Consider the following 18,257-nt stretch of genomic DNA (forward strand, 5'->3'; position numbering starts at 1 on the left):
GGTTGTCATATAAGCCCTATTTTTCAGGCTTACTGATTTTTATCTATTACGCTTCTAGGCTAGCTTTCACTTTTGCGTGTAGCTCTTGAACCGAAGTTACTGTGCTCTTCGCGTCTGCAGTGTGTGCCATACAAGTTGCGAATGCAGCGTTTAGCGTTGTCGTGTAGTTCACTTTCTCAGCCAGTGCACCGCGACGAAGAACTTTAGAATCTTCAATCGCTTGACGGCCAGCGGCAGTATTCACGATGTAGGTGTACTCGTTGTTCTTGATACGGTCAAGAATGTGAGGACGACCTTCGTGTACTTTGTTTACTAGACGTGGGTTAATACCCGCTTCGCCAAGAATCACTGCTGTACCGTGCGTTGCATCTAGCTGGTAACCAAGTTTTGTCAACTTAGACGCTAGGTCCACAACGCGCTCTTTGTCACCTGCACGAACAGACAGTAGTGCGCGACCACCTTCTGGGTAAATGTTGCCACAACCCAATTCTGCTTTCGCGTAAGCTTCTGCAAACGTAGCACCAACACCCATAACCTCACCAGTAGAGCGCATTTCTGGGCCTAACAGTGGGTCAACACCAGGGAACTTGTTGAATGGAAGTACAACTTCTTTCACTGAGTAATAAGGTGGGATGATTTCTTTCGTAAAACCTTGAGCTTCAAGCGATTGACCCGCCATTACACGCGCAGCAATCTTAGCGATTGGTGCACCCGTTGCTTTAGATACGAACGGTACTGTACGCGCTGCACGAGGGTTCACCTCGATTAGGTATACTTGGTTGTTCTTAACCGCGAACTGCGTGTTCATCAGACCACGAACACCCAACTCGAACGCCAGCTTTTCAACTTGCTCACGCATTACGTCTTGGATTTCTTGGCTTAGCGTGTATGCAGGAAGAGAACATGCTGAGTCACCTGAGTGAACTCCCGCTTGTTCGATGTGCTCCATGATACCGCCGATAACCACACGCTCACCGTCACAGATAGCATCGATATCGACTTCAACTGCGTCATCTAGGAAGCTATCTAGCAGTACTGGAGATTCGTTTGATACGCTAACTGCTTCGTTGAAGTAGCGACGTAGATCTTGCTCGTCGTATACGATTTCCATCGCACGACCACCAAGTACGTAAGAAGGACGTACAACCAGTGGGTAACCGATTTCACGAGATTTCTCTACCGCTTGTTCCATCGTCGTTACTGTCGCGTTTTCTGGCTGTAGAAGACCTAGACGGTCAACAGCAACTTGGAAACGCTCACGGTCTTCTGCACGGTCGATTGCATCTGGGCTAGTACCGATGATTGGCACGCCAGCCGCTTCAAGTGCACGAGCCAGTTTAAGTGGTGTTTGACCACCGTACTGAACGATAACGCCTTTTGGCTTCTCAACACGAGCGATTGCTAGTACGTCTTCCAGTGTTACTGGTTCGAAGTAAAGACGGTCAGACGTGTCGTAGTCTGTTGAAACAGTCTCAGGGTTACAGTTAACCATGATAGTTTCGTAGCCATCTTCACGTAGTGCTAGCGATGCGTGTACACAACAGTAGTCAAATTCGATACCTTGGCCGATACGGTTTGGACCGCCGCCTAGAATCATGATCTTGTCTTTGTCTGTTGGGTTTGCTTCACACTCGTCATCGTAAGATGAGTACATGTAAGCTGTATCAGATGAGAATTCAGCTGCACACGTATCAACGCGCTTGTACACTGGGTGAATGTCGTACTGGTCACGTAGACGACGGATTTCGCTTTCCGCAACACCTAGAATCTTAGATAGGCGCGCATCAGCAAAACCTTTACGCTTCAGCTTGTTAAGTTCTTCTTTGTTTAGACCAGCGAAGCCTTTTGCTTTTAGCTCTTGCTCAAGCTTCACGATGTCTTCGATTTGAACTAGGAACCAGCGGTCGATTTGCGTTAGGTTGAATACGCCATCTACTGACATACCCGCACGGAATGCATCCGCGATGTACCAAATACGCTCTGCGCCTGCTTCTTTCAGCTCATGACGGATTTTCGTCAGTGCGTCTGGTGCATCTAGGTCAACCATCTCGTCAAAGCCTGTCGCGCCAACTTCTAGACCGCGAAGTGCTTTTTGTAGTGACTCTTGTTGGTTACGACCAATTGCCATAACCTCACCAACTGACTTCATTTGCGTCGTTAGACGGTCGTTAGCACCTGCAAATTTCTCGAAGTTAAAGCGAGGAATCTTAGTTACTACGTAGTCGATGGTTGGTTCGAATGATGCTGGTGTAGCGCCACCAGTAATGTCGTTCATCAGTTCGTCTAGCGTGAAGCCAACTGCCAGTTTCGCTGCAATCTTAGCGATTGGGAAACCTGTTGCTTTTGACGCTAGAGCAGAAGAGCGAGATACACGTGGGTTCATCTCGATGATAACCATACGGCCATCTTTCGGGTTGATACCAAACTGTACGTTAGAACCACCAGTTTCAACGCCAATCTCACGCAGTACTGCTAGAGATGCGTTACGCATTAGCTGGTATTCTTTGTCTGTTAGTGTTTGCGCTGGAGCAACCGTGATTGAGTCACCCGTGTGGATGCCCATTGGGTCGAAGTTTTCAATCGCACATACGATGATACAGTTGTCCGCTTTGTCACGAACCACTTCCATCTCGTACTCTTTCCAACCGATAAGAGATTCATCGATAAGAAGTTCGTTGGTTGGAGATAGATCCAAACCACGACGACAGATTTCTTCGAACTCTTCTTTGTTGTATGCGATACCGCCACCAGTACCACCCATAGTAAATGATGGACGGATGATACAAGGGAAGCCAACCATATCGAGTACAGCGTAAGCTTCTTCCATCGATTTTGCAGTATCGGCACGTGGACACTCAAGGCCGATAGACTTCATCGCTTTATCGAAACGCGAACGGTCTTCAGCTTTGTCGATTGCGTCAGCAGTCGCACCAATCATCTCAACGCCGAACTCTTCAAGAACACCGTGCTTCTCTAGGTCTAGTGCACAGTTCAATGCAGTTTGGCCACCCATTGTAGGTAGTACTGCATCCGGCTTTTCTTTCGCGATGATGTTGCGAACCACTTCCCATTGGATTGGCTCGATGTAAGTTGCATCCGCCATGTCTGGGTCAGTCATGATGGTTGCAGGGTTAGAGTTTACTAGGATAACTCGGTAACCCTCTTCACGCAGTGCTTTACACGCTTGTGCGCCAGAGTAGTCAAACTCACATGCCTGACCGATAACAATCGGACCAGCACCAAGAATAAGAATACTTTGAATGTCAGTACGTTTTGGCATTATCTACTACTCCGAATTAAGCGCTGTGTTTTTTGATTAGTTCGATAAAGTGGTCAAATAGCGGTGCCGCGTCGTGTGGACCTGGGCTCGCTTCAGGGTGACCTTGGAAGCTAAATGCTGGCTTGTCTGTGCGGTGAATACCTTGTAGAGAGCCATCAAATAGCGATACGTGAGTAGCACGTAGATTTTCAGGTAGTGTTGCTTCGTCTGCTGCAAAACCGTGGTTCTGCGACGTAATCATCACAACATTACGCTCCAAATCTTTTACTGGGTGGTTTGCGCCGTGGTGACCAAACTTCATTTTCACTGTTTGTGCACCCGATGCTAGCGCAAGGATTTGGTGGCCTAGACAGATACCAAAGATTGGTAGGCCTTTTTCTAGGAATACTTTTGTCGCTTCAATCGCGTAAGTACATGGTTCTGGGTCACCAGGGCCGTTTGATAGGAAAACGCCATCTGGGTTTAGAGCCAGAACGTCTTCTGCTGAAGTTTCAGCAGGAACAACCGTTAGGCGGCAGCCTCGGTCAACCAACATGCGCAGGATGTTACGTTTTGCGCCGAAGTCGTAGGCAACAACGTGATATGGCAATTCGCTGTCGTCTTTCGCTTCTGGAAGTCCACCCTCAAGCGTCCACGAACCTTGTTTCCATTGATACGCTTCTTTTGTTGTAACCTCTTTCGCAAGATCCATTCCTTTCAAACCAGGGAATTCTTTTGCTTTCGCTAGTGCCAAAGCTTCGTCTAGATTGTTACCAGCTACGATACAACCGTTTTGAGCACCTTTTTCACGCAGGATACGAGTTAGCTTACGTGTGTCGATGTCTGCAATGCCGACGATGTTTTGCGACTTGAGGTAATCAGAAAGGGATTGTTCATTACGGAAGTTAGAAGCGATAAGAGGGAGATCGCGAATCACAAGGCCTTGTGCGTGGATTGAAGAAGATTCTTCGTCTTCGGAATTGGTTCCGGTATTGCCAATGTGAGGATAAGTAAGAGTAACGATTTGTTGAGAATAGGAAGGATCAGTGAGAATTTCTTGGTACCCCGTCATCGAGGTATTAAAAACAACTTCACCAACGGAAATACCATCTGCTCCAATGGAAACACCGCGGAACACTGTCCCATCTTCTAGGACTAACAGTGCTAATTTACCCAAGACAACCTCCAGAATAAAAATGCATAAAAAATAAATTAAGCTGCAAATTTGCCTTCCTTTACCTTGATTATTTACATAAACAGGTATTTTTGACAAATTGGCGGTATTCTAAAGACGGACTTGGAAACTGTCAACACACATTGAAAAATAAATTATTACTTTCTAGCGAGTAAGGGCATTTCAACAGAAAAAGCCCTAAAAAAGTAAGTTTTACCTATCTACATACCAATTACCATGACTTTTTTGTGAATTTTACAAATTTGAACTTATTGCAGATCACAAAATTTTGCGAGATTTTTGCGCAAACGTTCATCCAGCAAATTCAACCTTAACTTTTGAGCGTTACAACAAAATAAGCACATCAAACACCCAAAATAACAATCAAAGTGTCGATATTAACTCCCTATGACATGCTCATTTTATTTACATAATTTCCTTCAAATACAAAAAAGCCGGCTTACGCCGGCGAATAATTATGTATTTAAAGCTCATTTAGCCCGAGGACATCGGTCATGGTGTAGAAGCCAGCTGGTTTAGAATGTAACCAAACTGCGGCCTTTACAGCACCATTAGCAAAGGTCATACGATCCGTTGCTTTGTGGGTAATTTCGACACGCTCACCGATATCAGCAAACATTGCAGTATGCTCACCGACGATATCACCAGCGCGAATAGTCGCAAAGCCGATCTCATCTTTCGTACGTTCGCCCGTGATACCTTCACGTGCATATACCGCAACGTCACTCAGTTTGTTACCCATCGCGCCAGCAATGGCTTCACCCATACCAATCGCGGTACCAGACGGAGCATCAACTTTATGACGGTGATGCGCTTCTACGATTTCTATATCACAGTAATCGCCCATCACTTTGGCTGCTTTTTCAAGAAGCTTAAAGACTAGGTTCACACCTACAGAGTAGTTCGGAGCCATAACAACAGGAATTTGCTTTGCGGCTTCATCAATCAGGTCACGTTCTTCTTCACTAAAGCCCGTAGTACCGATGACAATGCTCTTACCATGTTGTTTACACAGCTCTAGATTCGCTAACGTGCTCACTGGAGCAGTAAAATCGATTACAACGTCAAAGTTGTCGACTTCCTTGGCTAAATCATCCGTCAGAAAGACATCAAACTTACCTTCACCACACAGTTCACCTACATCAACACCAACTAGAGACGATTCTGGACGTTCAGAACCAGCAGTAACGGATGCTTCTGGATTGATATGTGATGCTTTAACTAGGTTGCGACCCATACGGCCGGCAGCTCCTGCGATTGCAATACGAACCATTGCGCTTTCTCTCCTTCTCTGGATAAACGAGGCTTACCTCGCCTTCTCTCGTTTCGCTGTATCTTTTTAAACTAACAATATCCCGTGTTAACCACAAGACAGTTAGATGCAGGTTAAGAAAACTCTTTAACCACACGCTCCAGAATCGGCACGTTCGCCTCAGGAAAGGAGTATTCAGGCAGAGCACTGATATCAACCCAATGTCCTTCTTGGCCTTCGCGACCATACGGTTGGTTCTTGAATTGTGAAACGGTCATAAAATCAAACTTCAAAGACTTGTCTGGATAGTCATACTCCAAGTGCTCAAACAAAGCCTGTTCAGTGACGGTAATACCAATCTCTTCCTCAAGCTCACGAATCATCGCTTGCTCAACACTTTCACCTTGCTCAACTTTGCCGCCAGGGAACTCCCAAAAGCCACCTTTGTGTTTGTCGCTTGGGCGTTTGGTGATGAAGATTTGCGACTTGTCTTGGTTAAAGATGATCGCCGCAACAATGTGAATTCTTTTCATTAGATTCGTTCCTAGATCTATCGATACAAAAAGAGCCGCCTAAGCGACTCTTTATTTATGTTTTCAGACTGTATTAGTCAATTTTACCGTGGCATTGTTTGTACTTTTTGCCGCTACCACATGGGCAAGGCTCATTACGACCCACTTTACGCTCTTCACGAACCATTGGTTGGTTAGAGCCTTCTTCCGATTCTTCACCTTCCGAAAGTGGGTTCTGTGCTGCCGCATGTTGAGCTTGTGCACGACGAGCTGCTTCTTCAGCCTGTGCACGACGTTGCTCTTCCATACGCTCAACTTCTTCTTGTTGTTGAACTCGAACACGAGATAGAACAGTGATGACGTCTGTTTTCAGCGCTTCTAGTAAACCTTCAAACAGTTCAAACGATTCACGCTTGTACTCTTGTTTCGGGTTCTTCTGCGCGTAACCACGTAGGTGGATACCTTGACGTAGGTGATCCATTGCCGCTAGGTGCTCTTTCCAAAGCGTGTCCAGCGTTTGAAGCATAACTGACTTCTCAAAGTTACGAAGCACTTGTGCACCCACAACTTCTTCTTTCGCTTTGTAGACTTCAACTGCTAGGTTGATGATCTTCTCACGTAATGCTTCTTCGTACAGCTTGTCGTCTTCCTCAAGCCATTGCTTAATAGGCGCATCTAGATCGAAGTCCGCTTTCAAGCGCTCTTGAAGACCTTCCACATCCCACATATCTTCTAGAGATTGTGGTGGAATGTATTCATCGATGATCGCAGTAACAACATCTTCACGGTTTTGCTCGATCATGTCGCTAATGTCGTCAACACTCATTAGCTCATCACGCAATTCGTAAACCACTTTACGTTGATCGTTCGCCACGTCATCGTATTCAAGAAGCTGTTTACGGATATCGAAGTTACGACCTTCCACTTTACGCTGTGCTTTTTCGATTGAACGAGACAGCATCTTAGATTCGATCGCTTCACCTTCTTCCATACCGCTTTGGATAAGGCTAGCCATACGGTCCGAAGTAAAGATACGCAGTAGTGAATCTTCCATTGATAGGTAGAAACGAGATGAACCTGCGTCACCTTGACGACCAGAACGGCCACGTAGCTGGTTATCGATACGGCGAGATTCGTGACGCTCAGTACCGATGATGTGTAGACCACCAGCTTCTAGTACTTGATCGTGAACTTGTTTCCACTCAGCTTTGATAGCATCGATCTGTTCTTTGGTTGGATCTTGAAGCGCTTCTACTTTCGCTTGCCAGCTACCACCCAACACGATATCGGTACCACGACCAGCCATGTTCGTTGCGATGGTTACCGCACCTGGCGTACCAGCTTCTGCAACGATCTCAGCTTCGCGTTCGTGGAACTTAGCGTTTAGTACGTTGTGTTTAATCTTCGCTTTCTTAAGTGCATTAGAAAGAAGCTCTGATTTCTCGATAGAAACCGTACCCACTAGAGATGGTTGACCTTTCTCTACGCGCTCTTTGATGTCTTCGATGATTGCAGCAAATTTCTCAGCTTCAGTACGGTAAACCACGTCTGGCATATCGTTACGGATCATAGGTTTGTTGGTTGGGATAACCACTGTCTCTAGACCGTAAATCGATTGGAATTCGAATGCTTCAGTATCTGCTGTACCTGTCATACCTGACAGTTTTTCGTATAGACGGAAGTAGTTCTGGAAGGTAATCGATGCCAACGTTTGGTTTTCGTTTTGGATCTTAACGCCTTCTTTCGCTTCAACCGCTTGGTGAAGACCTTCAGACCAACGACGACCCGGCATTGTACGACCAGTGTGTTCATCAACGATAACCACTTCGCCGTCTTCGTTAACGATATAATCTACGTTACGTTCGAACAATACGTGTGCACGAAGTGCTGCGTTCACGTGGTGTAGCAGGCTGATGTTAGTTGGAGAGTAAAGTGTATCACCCTCTTCCATCAGACCATTTTTCACCATTAGTTCTTCAACGAATTCTTGACCCGTTTCTGTTAGGTGAACTTGCTTAGATTTCTCGTCAACTGTGTAGTGACCGTCACCGCGGTACTCTTCAGAGTCTTCTTTATCTTGCTTTTGCAGATGAGGAATAAGTAGGTTGATACGAGTATATAGTTCTGAGCTATCTTCAGCAGGACCAGAGATAATCAGTGGAGTACGAGCTTCATCGATAAGGATTGAGTCCACCTCATCGACTACAGCGAAGAAGCGCTCACGTTGAACACGGTCTTCATTGCGGAAAGCCATGTTGTCACGTAGGTAGTCAAAGCCAAACTCGTTGTTTGTTCCGTATAGGATATCAGCTTGGTAAGCTTCTTTTTTCGCTTGAGGAGGCATGTTTGGCACGTTCACACCAACGGTCATACCTAAGAATTCAAATAGTGGACGGTTTGTCTCAGCGTCACGTGTTGCTAGGTAATCGTTCACCGTTACTACGTGTACACCTTTACCTGGAAGTGCGTTTAGGTAAGCTGGAAGGGTTGCAGTTAGAGTTTTACCTTCACCAGTACGCATTTCCGCGATTTGGCCACCGTTCAGTACCATACCACCGATAAGCTGAACGTCGAAGTGACGCATACCGTAAACACGCTTAGATGCTTCACGAACAGTAGCAAAAGCTTCTGGAAGTAGCTTATCAAGAGTTTCGCCTTGCTCTAGGCGTTCACGGAACTCAACAGTTTTAGCTTTTAGCTCTTCATCTGAAAGTGCTTCGAACGTTGGTTCGTAGTTATTGATCTCTTTTACAATTTTTCTAAGGCGGCGCAGTGTTCGGTCGTTGCGACTGCCAATTACTTTTGTCAGTAGCTTAGCTATCATTTTTCGTGAATCTCTCTTTAATCAGACCGTTCCCGATCTACTCGTAATGCCTTCAGTCTCTGCCAGTTTGGAACTAAGAATACTGAGATAAATCATTTATCAAAGATATTGAGTTCAAACATCCATATTTCAAGGCTAAATTTTGAATCAATGTGGCTTAGTGTAAGGATTTTTCATCGATACAACCATAAATAGACGTATTTGTTTGAAGCACTCGTAAGTTTTTAGACAAACTGATGGCGGATTAGCCAGTATTGCATAAGGCTCAAGACGTAAAGTCAGCATTTTCAAAACAATCCGCTTTAACTTGCTAAACCCAAATTGTCAGGCTGAACTGAAAATAAAGGCCATAATGTAAACTATACCTAAGCAGAAAGCTGCTCTAGAATACCAATATCTCAACAAAATTAGATTTTACCTATGCGTGATCATCGCCCAACCTCAACAGACGATCTTATTGCTGAATCTCAATTTAAACAGATTCAAGAGCATGCTGGAGAGATCCTACAGCTGAACCAAGCCGTTCAAGAGATCTTACCAAAAGGAACGGCAGATCATTGCCGAGTAGCGAATGTGCGTAATGGTCATTTATTGATTGATGTATCGAGTGCTGCGATCAAAATGAAGATCGACTACGATCGACTAATGATCCTAAATAAATTGCGAACGCAAGGTTTTGCCAAATTGATGAGTGTGGAAGTTCGGATTAATCCGTCTTTATATCGTAATCGGTTTGAGCAAGAGAACAAACCTAAGCGTCCACCATTAACTGAATCGGCGGCAAACTCGTTGTTAATCATTGCGGATATGGCGCCACCAAAGATCCAAGAACGTTTGAAACGCCTTGCCGATATGGCAGAAAAGAATAGCGAAAAATAGATAACAAAGTTTCAGATACTAAAAAGCCAGGCATTGCCTGGCTTTTTTAATTTGTTTGCGTTGGCGTATTTTACGCTAGAACCATGTTTGGTTGTGCAAAAGCAACTGGTGAACCTTCTTCTTCTTCGAATGTTGTCCATTCCCATGCCTCTTGATCAGCAAGAACAGCACGTAGAAGTTGGTTGTTCAGACCATGGCCTGATTTGAACGCACGGAATTCACCGATAATTGCGTGACCACACATGTAAAGATCACCAATCGCGTCCAATACTTTATGAGTAACAAACTCATTATCAAAGCGTAGACCTTCTTCATTAAGAATACGGTAATCATCCAGTACGATTGCGTTATCAAAGCTACCACCAAGAACTAGGTTCTGAGATTGTAGATATTCGATATCACGCATGAAACCAAACGTACGTGCACGAGAGATCTCGCGAACGAAACCTTGAGATGAGAAATCAAACAGAAGACGTTGCTCGTCTGATTCGATCGCAGGGTGGTTGAATTCAATTTCGAAGTCCATACGGAAGCCGTTAAATGGAACAAACTCTGCCCACTTATCGCCATCTTCAAAACGAACTGGTTTCTTAATACGGATAAAACGCTTAGGTGCATTTTGCGTTTCGATACCTGCTTGTTGTAGCAAGTATACGAATGGGCTAGCGCTACCATCCATGATTGGAATTTCAGGCGCGTCAACTTCAACAATAATGTTGTCGATGCCCATACCAGCAAGTGCCGCGTTCAAGTGTTCAACAGTTGAAATACGCACGCCTTCGTCGTTTACTAGTGCTGTACATAGCATAGTGTCACGAACAGACGCAGGATCAGCTGGGAAATCTACAGGTGGGTTTACATCTGTACGACGGTAAATGATACCTGTATTAGCAGCAGCTGGGCGCAGAGTAAGTGTGACTTTACGACCAGAGTGGAGACCCACACCAGTTGTTTTCACTATTTCTTTCAGAGTACGTTGTCTGATCATCTGCTTGCCTCTCTAAAATATGCTACAAAACACGGCCGTCTGTAACGTCGACCGTGAATGCTACCATAATTTTGAGCTATGTCAAATTTATGGGTTAAAGATTAATCAGCCTGACGACGCAAAAATGCCGGAATATCTAAATAACCGCTTTCTTTCTCTTGCTTTGGTGCTGCAGAGCTTTGGCTCGCAGAAGAAGCAGGAGATGAAACTGTGTTTGTCGGCTGAGGAGTTACCTGTGGCTTCTCTTGCACTGGAGTAGTTTGCAAGGTCTGTGCTGGTTTCTCTTCAGCTTGTGGCGCTGCAGCTTGCTGTTGTGGTTGAGTTTGCGGAGCAGCTGTTGGAGCTACTTTCGCTTTGCCACCCGCAACTAGCGTGATGTCTGGTTTTTTCTCGTTGCCGATACCCGTCGCAACAACTGTTACACGGATTTCGTCAGTCATATCAGGGTCTAGAGAAGTACCGATAACCACTGTCGCATTGTCAGAAGCAAATGCTTTCACTGTGTTACCCACTGTCTCAAACTCGTCCAGACGCATGTCCAAACCAGCAGTGATGTTAACAAGAACACCACGAGCGCCTGCTAGATCGATATCTTCTAGAAGCGGGCTAGAAATTGCCATTTCTGCTGCTTCTTCCGCACGATCTTCGCCTTTCGCGATGCCGCTACCCATCATTGCATGACCCATCTCAGACATCACAGTACGTACGTCTGCGAAGTCGACGTTGATCATGCCAGGACGAGTGATTAGCTCTGCAATACCTTGAACCGCGTTCTTAAGAACGTCGTTCGCACTTGCAAATGCTTCTAGCAGTGTTACACCACGACCAAGTACTTTAAGCAGCTTCTCGTTTGGAATCGTGATCAAAGAGTCAACGTGCTTAGACAGCTCATCGATACCTTGCTCAGCAAATGCCAAACGTTTTTTGCCTTCAAAGCTGAACGGTTTTGTTACTACCGCAACAGTAAGAATGCCAAGCTCTTTAGCTACTTCAGCAATAACAGGTGCTGCACCAGTACCTGTACCGCCACCCATACCAGCTGCGATAAACACCATATCGGCACCAGTTAGGGAATCTTTAATTCGATCTCTGTCTTCGAGAGCTGCCTCACGGCCGACCTGTGGATTCGCACCTGCACCCAGACCTTTAGTGATATCACCACCAATCTGAATGACATTGCCAACGCTTGTCTTACGAAGTGCTTGCGCATCAGTGTTGACGCTGATGAATTCCACACCTTCGATGGATTCACGCACCATGTGTTCAACAGCGTTACCACCGCCGCCACCAACTCCAACGACCTTGATTACTGCATCGTCAGACATTTCCATCATCGGTTCAAACATGTGTTGTCTCCGTTTATCCTGCAACTCAGGTTAAAACTCTTTTTGTATCCAATTACGCAATTTACCGAAAAAGCCAGTAACAGATGAGCGCTTAGGTTCATTATAATCGCTATCGTCGCTAGACTGCATGTCTCTTGCGTAATGAAGTAATCCAACTGCCGTAGAATGGTACGGCTCTTTTACATAGTCAGTTAAGCCGCTGACTTCGAGCGGTTTGCCGACCCTTACTTGGTTGCGGAATACGCGTTCCGCACATTCTACCACTCCTTCGATTTGCGCAGCACCGCCGGTGAGAACTACACCCGCGGCGAGATGGTGCTTGATGCCCTCTTCGCGCAATTTCGCTTGTACAGAGTCGATAGTTTGGTTAACCAGTCCCATAAGCTCTGAGTATCGCGGCTCAATCACTTCTGACAAAGTCTGACGTTGCAGACTACGTGAAGGTCGGCCACCCACGCTTGGAACGTTAACCGTGTCATCCTTACTGACTAGTTCACTCAAGGCACAGCCATATTTGACTTTTATTTCTTCAGCATCGCTCACTGGCGTACCAAAAGCAAAGGCAATATCGCTAGTTACCGCATTTCCTGCGTAAGAAAATACTTCAGTGTGACGTAACGCACCACCGGTCCAGATAGAAACATCCATCGTACCAGCGCCGATATCGACCACACAAACCCCAAGCTCTCTTTCGTCCTCGGTAATTACCGCATTACTTGCAGCAAGCCCAGAAAACACAAGTTGCTCTACTTTAAGGCCGCAGCGTTCTACTGCCTTAATAATATTGCGTGCCATATCATTATGGCATGAGATCAAATGGACACTCACTTCCATTCTCACTCCTGATAAACCAAGCGGGTTTTTAATGCCCTCTTGGTAGTCGATGGTGAACTCTTGCGGAATCACGTGAAGGATTCGCTGTTCATCACCGATTTTAATCGATTTTGCAGTATGGATAGCGCGATCCATATCTTCTTGAGAAACTTCCTCGTCCGATATAGTGCCCATGCCTTTTTCAATTCGGCTTGCGATATGCTTACCAGACAACGAAATGAATACACGGCTGATTTGGCATTCCGCCATTAACTCAGCTTGATCAACTGCGCGTTGTACTGATTTTACAACCGACTCCAAATCATTCACGCCGCCTTTATCCATGCCACGTGAAGGGCTGCTACCCGCACCAATAATATTTATTTGGCCATCCGGTAGAATCTCACCCACTAGAGCTGATACGGTTGCAGTGCCTATATCAAGACCAACAATAATGTTGTCATCAGCGGCCTTAGTCATTCGTACTCTCTTGTTCTAACTCATGTTCAGGAAACCACCCAACGGCGGCTCCAGTATCGTACCTAAGATCGATATAACTGATTCTTTGAGTGTCACTGCCAAGCTTGTTATAAAGCGAGAAAAAACGCTCTATACGCTCATCCAGAGACTCTTTACCGAGCTCTAGTCGAATACCGTTATCAAGGATGATTTGCCAAGCTCGTCGCTCGTTTAATACCAGAGACGATATAGCTAGACCCAGTGTTTGGAACTTAGGTCGGAGTTCGCGATAGGTTTGCAAGACTTCCGGCCCGGTTTCATTGGGTCCATATAACTTAACTTTCTCTTCCTTTAGCAGGCCGACATCGCCTTCGAATACCAAACCATTATTGTCTAACAGTTCGTTGCCATTCCAGATGGCTACAGGGCGATGTTCTGTCAAAAATACTTTTACCGTGTCCGGCCACTGCTTGCGAATTGCGGCATGCGCAACCCAAGGAATGGCTTCTACACTATGCTGCAGCACATCAATGTCTTGCGACATAAAGGTGCCGATATGATCAATCTGGCTAAACGCCGCTTGAACATCGTCTGCAGTGACGTACTCCAATTTACCTTGAAGCACAATTTTGGAGAGAGGTAACCTTTGGTCATCCCACATCCAACTGATCGCTGAGTACAAAACAGAACTAATTAAGGTCACCACGACAACGAAAAATAGCGCACCTAAAATTTTATCTTGGCGACCACGATTGTTATCTGTGTTAAGTCGCTCTTCATTCAGTGCAATATTCAACAACGTCTTCGTTTCCTGACTTTTGTCCTGTACTTTTCACCGATTTAGCTAACATCGGCAAAGGTATTGACTTTAACCTTGGGATTATACTGAGCTCTTGTAAACTATCAAACACTGATAGCGATAAATCACAACGTTCTTGACGCAAAATCGAGATCTAGGTCTTTCTCTGTGCTTTGCGTCAATCGTCGCTATTAGCCGAGCATCTTGTTAATGTTTAATTCAAGTGCTGCAAGTTGCTTCGCTACTTTACCGACATCACCCGCGCCTTGCGTCAAAATCAGGTCGCCGTCTTGTATAACGTTAGCTAAAACTGAAGGTAATTGCTCGATTTCAGGAACAAAAATTGGATCTACCTTCCCACGACTGCGGATAGTTCGACATAAAGCACGACCATCAGCACCTGCAATTGGCTTTTCACCAGCCGCGTAAACGTCCAACATGATGAGAACGTCAACTTGCTCAAGTACATTCGCAAAGTCATCGTATAAATCACGAGTTCGGCTATAACGGTGCGGTTGGAAAATCATCACCAAACGCTTGTCTTGCCAACCACTGCGCGCTGCATTAATTGTTACACCCACTTCTGTTGGGTGGTGACCGTAATCATCAACAAGCATTGCATGGCCGTTGCCAGTATCAAACTCGCCTAAATGGTCAAAGCGACGACCTGTACCTTGAGTACCTGCCATTGCTTTTAAGATTGCTTCATCACTGATGTCGTCTTCTGTCGCAACGGCAATGGCTGCTGATGCATTGAGTGCATTGTGACGACCCGGGATGTTTAGTGTGATATCCAGATTCGCACGACCTTCGCGTACCACGGTGAATTTGCCTTGCTGGCCTTCTTGATGGTAATTCTCGATACGTACGTCGGCATCCTCAGAGAAACCGTAAGTAATCACTTGGCGGCTAATACGCGGAATCAACTCACGAATCACAGGGTCGTCGATACACACAATCGCTTGACCATAAAACGGTAGGTTGTGAAGGAAATCGATGAAGGTTTGCTTCAAGGTTTCAAAGTCACCACCGTACGTATCCATATGGTCAGCTTCGATGTTTGTCACGATGCTCACCATAGGTTGAAGGTGCAAGAATGACGCATCACTTTCGTCTGCTTCTGCAATCAAAATTCGGCTAGAGCCTAGACGTGCGTTTGTCCCCGCGCTCTTTACCAGACCACCGTTTACAAACGTTGGATCAAGGCCTGCTTCAGAATAGATTTGAGTAACAAGAGCGGTCGTCGTCGTTTTGCCGTGTGTACCTGCGACAGCAATACCGTGACGGAATCGCATCAATTCAGCCAACATCTCTGCGCGGCGTACGATAGGGATACGTAATTCACGTGCCGCCATCACTTCTGGGTTTTCTTCGTTGATCGCCGTTGACACAACAACCACACTGGCTTTTTCTACATTGCTCGCTTGGTGGCCGATAAATACGGTTGCACCTTTTGATACCAAACGCTCTGTCACTGGGTTCTCTGATAGGTCAGAACCTGTGATTTGGTAGCCTTCGTTCAACAGCACTTCTGCAATGCCGCTCATGCCCGCACCACCAATACCGATGAAGTGGATGGATTTCACGCGGCGCATCTCTGGCACCATTGCGCGAATCTGAGCTAAGTCTTGTGTATGTTGGATTGTCATCAATTCTATTCTCAATAATTCGTTAACGCTTTTCGGTCAAAGCGACAATGGCTTGTGCGACAACTCGGTCAGCATTCAATTTTGCAGCGCCACGCGCTTGCTCAGCCATTGTAAGTAAAGCTTGTCGATCCAATTGTTGGATCTGCTGAGTCAGTGACTCAACGGTTAAATCTGGTTGTTCAATCATTTTCGCCGCGCCGCAATCCACCAAGTGGTCAGCATTCAGTGCCTGCTGGCGGTCTTTATGCATAAACGGAACAAAAATAGCGCCTACACCTGCCGCTGATACTTCAGAAACGGTTAACGCTCCAGAGCGACAAACTAAAAGGTCAGCCCATGCGTAAGCTTCTGCCACGTCATCAATGAACTCCGTTACTTCTGCATTTACCACACCATTAGCTTGGTATGCTGCGTTCACCTCTTCAGCGGAGCCTTTGCCCGCTTGATGACGAATACAGTAATCATCGCCCAATTTTGCCATCACTTCTGGCAGAGTTTGGTTAAGAATGCGTGCGCCTTGGCTGCCGCCCATCACCAAAATACGAATTGGACCTTGGCGTTCTTGCATACGCTCGATTGGCGCAGCTAATTGAGTCACGTCTTCACGAACTGGGTTACCAACCACTTCAGCATTTGGAAAAGCGCCCGGGAAAGCCTGAAAAACCTTCTTAGCGATTTTTGATAGCCATTGGTTCGTTAAACCTGCTACTGCATTTTGCTCATGCAGAACAACAGGAATGCCACTCATCCAAGCGGCAATACCACCGGGACCACTCACATAACCGCCCATGCCAAGCACTGCATCTGGCTGCCAGCGTTTCATGTGCGCACGAGCCTGCATGATGGCATTGATAATTTGAAATGGTGCCGCAAGAAGACGCTTAACACCTTGACCTCGTAGACCTTTTACTTTGATAAAGTCGATTTCAATGCCGTGTTTTGGCACTAAATCCGCTTCCATTCTATCCGCGGTGCCTAACCAGCGAATCTCCCAACCTTGCTCTTGTAGCTGTTTCGCTACCGCAAGACCTGGGAACACGTGACCGCCAGTACCACCAGCCATCACCATCAAACGTTTATTTTTCTTCATCGATTTGTTGTTCTGATTCTTTCTGACCGCGCTTTAAGCGGCACTCGTGATCGATTCGCAGCAAGATAGATACTGCCACGGACATGATAATAAGACTCGAACCACCGTAACTGATCAGCGGTAGAGTAAGACCTTTAGTCGGAACGATACCAGCAGCTGCGCCAACGTTAACCAACGTCTGAAAAGCAAACCAAATACCGATGCCAAATGCGAGGTAACCACCAAACATTTCGCCTTCATCAAAAGCGCGCTTGCCGATGTAAACAGCTTTGAGTACCAAGCTGAAGATCAGCATCAACACCAATACTACGCCTACAAAGCCAAGCTCTTCTGCTAACACCGCAAATACGAAGTCAGTGTGTGCTTCTGGTAGATATTCGAGTTTTTGAATTGAGTTACCGAGACCTTGGCCAAACCACTCACCACGACCAAACGCCATGAGTGACTGAGTGAGCTGATAACCGCTGCCGAATGGGTCTTCCCAAGGGTCTAAGAATGACGTCACACGGCGAATACGATATGGCTCTACCAAGATGAGGCCAACTACGGCACCGATACCGGCAATCATCAGAGCTAAGAATTGCGTCAGTTTAGCGCCGGCAATGAATAGCATACCGAACAAGGTCACCAACATTACGACTACGGTACCTAAATCGGGCTGCCCTAGAAGCAACACAGCGAAGAAGGCAAACACCATAATCGGCTTCATGAAACCGCCGAAGAAGGTTTGGCGCACTTCATCTTGCTTACGCACCAGATAACCGGACATAAAGACAAACAAGGAGAGCTTCGCCACCTCGGCAGGCTGCAAGTTGAAAAGGCCAAGCGGTATCCAGCGGGATGCGCCGTTAACCGATTTACCTGCCACCAATACGATGATGAGCAACCCAAAGGCTATCCATAGAAGGTAGTGACTTCTCTTAAACCACTCCTCCAAAGGCACCTGAAGAATAACGGATGAAACACCAATCGCGAGAACTAGGAACGTGGCATGACGGAACATGAAGTGAAATGGCTGATCCGTCAAACGTGAGCTGATAGGAAATGATGCTGATGTCACCATCACCAAGCCAGTTAACATCAAACCCAGCGCAATCCAGACAAGTTGACGATCAAAGAGCGCCTCTGGTGCAGGATGCTTAAGCCAAGTGCCAATGCTGCGTTTAACGTTACCTAAACCCACGAAGTGTGT

The 18,257-nt window shown here is 46.1% G+C and carries 13 protein-coding genes; 1 reads left to right on the plus strand and 12 read right to left on the minus strand.

Annotated elements, in window-relative coordinates:
• Nucleotides 1-46: 46 nt before the first annotated feature.
• From carB to secA, 5 genes are all read right to left on the minus strand, one after another.
• The gene (gene carB / locus VCHENC03_RS02460; RefSeq protein ID WP_009707729.1) at nt 47-3,280 is read right to left on the minus strand and encodes a carbamoyl-phosphate synthase large subunit; all 3,234 of its coding nucleotides are present in this window, start codon (nt 3,278-3,280) and stop codon (nt 47-49) included.
• A gap of 16 nt (nt 3,281-3,296) precedes the next feature.
• Nucleotides 3,297-4,436 carry a glutamine-hydrolyzing carbamoyl-phosphate synthase small subunit gene (carA, locus tag VCHENC03_RS02455; protein WP_009707730.1) on the minus strand — a complete coding sequence of 380 codons (1,140 nt, stop codon included), beginning with the start codon at nt 4,434-4,436 and terminating at the stop codon, nt 3,297-3,299.
• A gap of 481 nt (nt 4,437-4,917) precedes the next feature.
• Nucleotides 4,918-5,727: a 4-hydroxy-tetrahydrodipicolinate reductase gene (gene dapB, locus VCHENC03_RS02450; protein WP_005425407.1), complete on the minus strand. Its 810-nt coding sequence runs from the start codon at nt 5,725-5,727 to the stop codon at nt 4,918-4,920.
• A gap of 113 nt (nt 5,728-5,840) precedes the next feature.
• Nucleotides 5,841-6,239 (minus strand): 8-oxo-dGTP diphosphatase MutT, encoded by a 399-nt coding sequence (gene mutT / locus VCHENC03_RS02445; protein WP_009707731.1) that lies wholly within the window; start codon nt 6,237-6,239, stop codon nt 5,841-5,843.
• Between the two features lie 73 nt (nt 6,240-6,312).
• The gene (secA, locus tag VCHENC03_RS02440) at nt 6,313-9,042 is read right to left on the minus strand and encodes a preprotein translocase subunit SecA (RefSeq protein ID WP_009707732.1); all 2,730 of its coding nucleotides are present in this window, start codon (nt 9,040-9,042) and stop codon (nt 6,313-6,315) included.
• 420 nt (nt 9,043-9,462) lie between these two features.
• On the opposite strand from secA, the gene VCHENC03_RS02435 reads away from it, so the two are divergent.
• Nucleotides 9,463-9,921 carry a DUF721 domain-containing protein gene (locus VCHENC03_RS02435; protein ID WP_005436153.1) on the plus strand — a complete coding sequence of 153 codons (459 nt, stop codon included), beginning with the start codon at nt 9,463-9,465 and terminating at the stop codon, nt 9,919-9,921.
• A 70-nt stretch (nt 9,922-9,991) separates the two neighbouring features.
• On the opposite strand, the gene lpxC is transcribed toward VCHENC03_RS02435, so the two are convergent.
• The 7 genes from lpxC to ftsW form a co-directional block, all read right to left on the minus strand.
• Nucleotides 9,992-10,909 (minus strand): UDP-3-O-acyl-N-acetylglucosamine deacetylase, encoded by a 918-nt coding sequence (lpxC, locus tag VCHENC03_RS02430; RefSeq protein WP_005436150.1) that lies wholly within the window; start codon nt 10,907-10,909, stop codon nt 9,992-9,994.
• Nucleotides 10,910-11,010: 101 nt separating this feature from the next.
• Nucleotides 11,011-12,255, minus strand: coding sequence for a cell division protein FtsZ (gene ftsZ / locus VCHENC03_RS02425; protein WP_005436149.1), 1,245 nt, complete (start codon nt 12,253-12,255; stop codon nt 11,011-11,013).
• A 30-nt stretch (nt 12,256-12,285) separates the two neighbouring features.
• Entirely contained in the window at nt 12,286-13,548 is a 1,263-nt protein-coding gene (gene ftsA, locus VCHENC03_RS02420; protein WP_005436133.1) for a cell division protein FtsA, read from the minus strand.
• Nucleotides 13,541-14,326 carry a cell division protein FtsQ/DivIB gene (locus VCHENC03_RS02415; protein WP_005436132.1) on the minus strand — a complete coding sequence of 262 codons (786 nt, stop codon included), beginning with the start codon at nt 14,324-14,326 and terminating at the stop codon, nt 13,541-13,543. Before VCHENC03_RS02415 ends, ftsA begins: the two co-directional genes overlap by 8 nt.
• 191 nt (nt 14,327-14,517) lie before the next feature.
• The gene (gene murC, locus VCHENC03_RS02410; RefSeq protein ID WP_009707733.1) at nt 14,518-15,975 is read right to left on the minus strand and encodes a UDP-N-acetylmuramate--L-alanine ligase; all 1,458 of its coding nucleotides are present in this window, start codon (nt 15,973-15,975) and stop codon (nt 14,518-14,520) included.
• Between the two features lie 22 nt (nt 15,976-15,997).
• Nucleotides 15,998-17,065 (minus strand): undecaprenyldiphospho-muramoylpentapeptide beta-N-acetylglucosaminyltransferase, encoded by a 1,068-nt coding sequence (murG, locus tag VCHENC03_RS02405; protein ID WP_032803092.1) that lies wholly within the window; start codon nt 17,063-17,065, stop codon nt 15,998-16,000.
• Entirely contained in the window at nt 17,052-18,248 is a 1,197-nt protein-coding gene (gene ftsW, locus VCHENC03_RS02400; RefSeq protein ID WP_009707735.1) for a cell division protein FtsW, read from the minus strand. Before ftsW ends, murG begins: the two co-directional genes overlap by 14 nt.
• Between the last annotated feature and the right edge of the window lie 9 nt (nt 18,249-18,257).

It is taken from the genome of Vibrio sp. HENC-03 (assembly GCF_000305755.2).
In the GTDB taxonomy this organism is placed as follows: domain Bacteria; phylum Pseudomonadota; class Gammaproteobacteria; order Enterobacterales; family Vibrionaceae; genus Vibrio; species Vibrio owensii.

Coding starts and splice junctions, on each gene's coding strand:
- dapB (WP_005425407.1), bottom strand. CDS start 5,727: ATGGTTCGTATTGCAATCGCAGGAGCTGCCGGCCGTATGGGTCGCAAC.
- VCHENC03_RS02435 (WP_005436153.1), top strand. CDS start 9,463: ATGCGTGATCATCGCCCAACCTCAACAGACGATCTTATTGCTGAATCT.
- murG (WP_032803092.1), bottom strand. CDS start 17,065: ATGAAGAAAAATAAACGTTTGATGGTGATGGCTGGTGGTACTGGCGGT.
- ftsA (WP_005436133.1), bottom strand. CDS start 13,548: ATGACTAAGGCCGCTGATGACAACATTATTGTTGGTCTTGATATAGGC.
- lpxC (WP_005436150.1), bottom strand. CDS start 10,909: ATGATCAGACAACGTACTCTGAAAGAAATAGTGAAAACAACTGGTGTG.
- murC (WP_009707733.1), bottom strand. CDS start 15,975: ATGACAATCCAACATACACAAGACTTAGCTCAGATTCGCGCAATGGTG.
- ftsZ (WP_005436149.1), bottom strand. CDS start 12,255: ATGTTTGAACCGATGATGGAAATGTCTGACGATGCAGTAATCAAGGTC.
- secA (WP_009707732.1), bottom strand. CDS start 9,042: ATGATAGCTAAGCTACTGACAAAAGTAATTGGCAGTCGCAACGACCGA.
- carB (WP_009707729.1), bottom strand. CDS start 3,280: ATGCCAAAACGTACTGACATTCAAAGTATTCTTATTCTTGGTGCTGGT.
- mutT (WP_009707731.1), bottom strand. CDS start 6,239: ATGAAAAGAATTCACATTGTTGCGGCGATCATCTTTAACCAAGACAAG.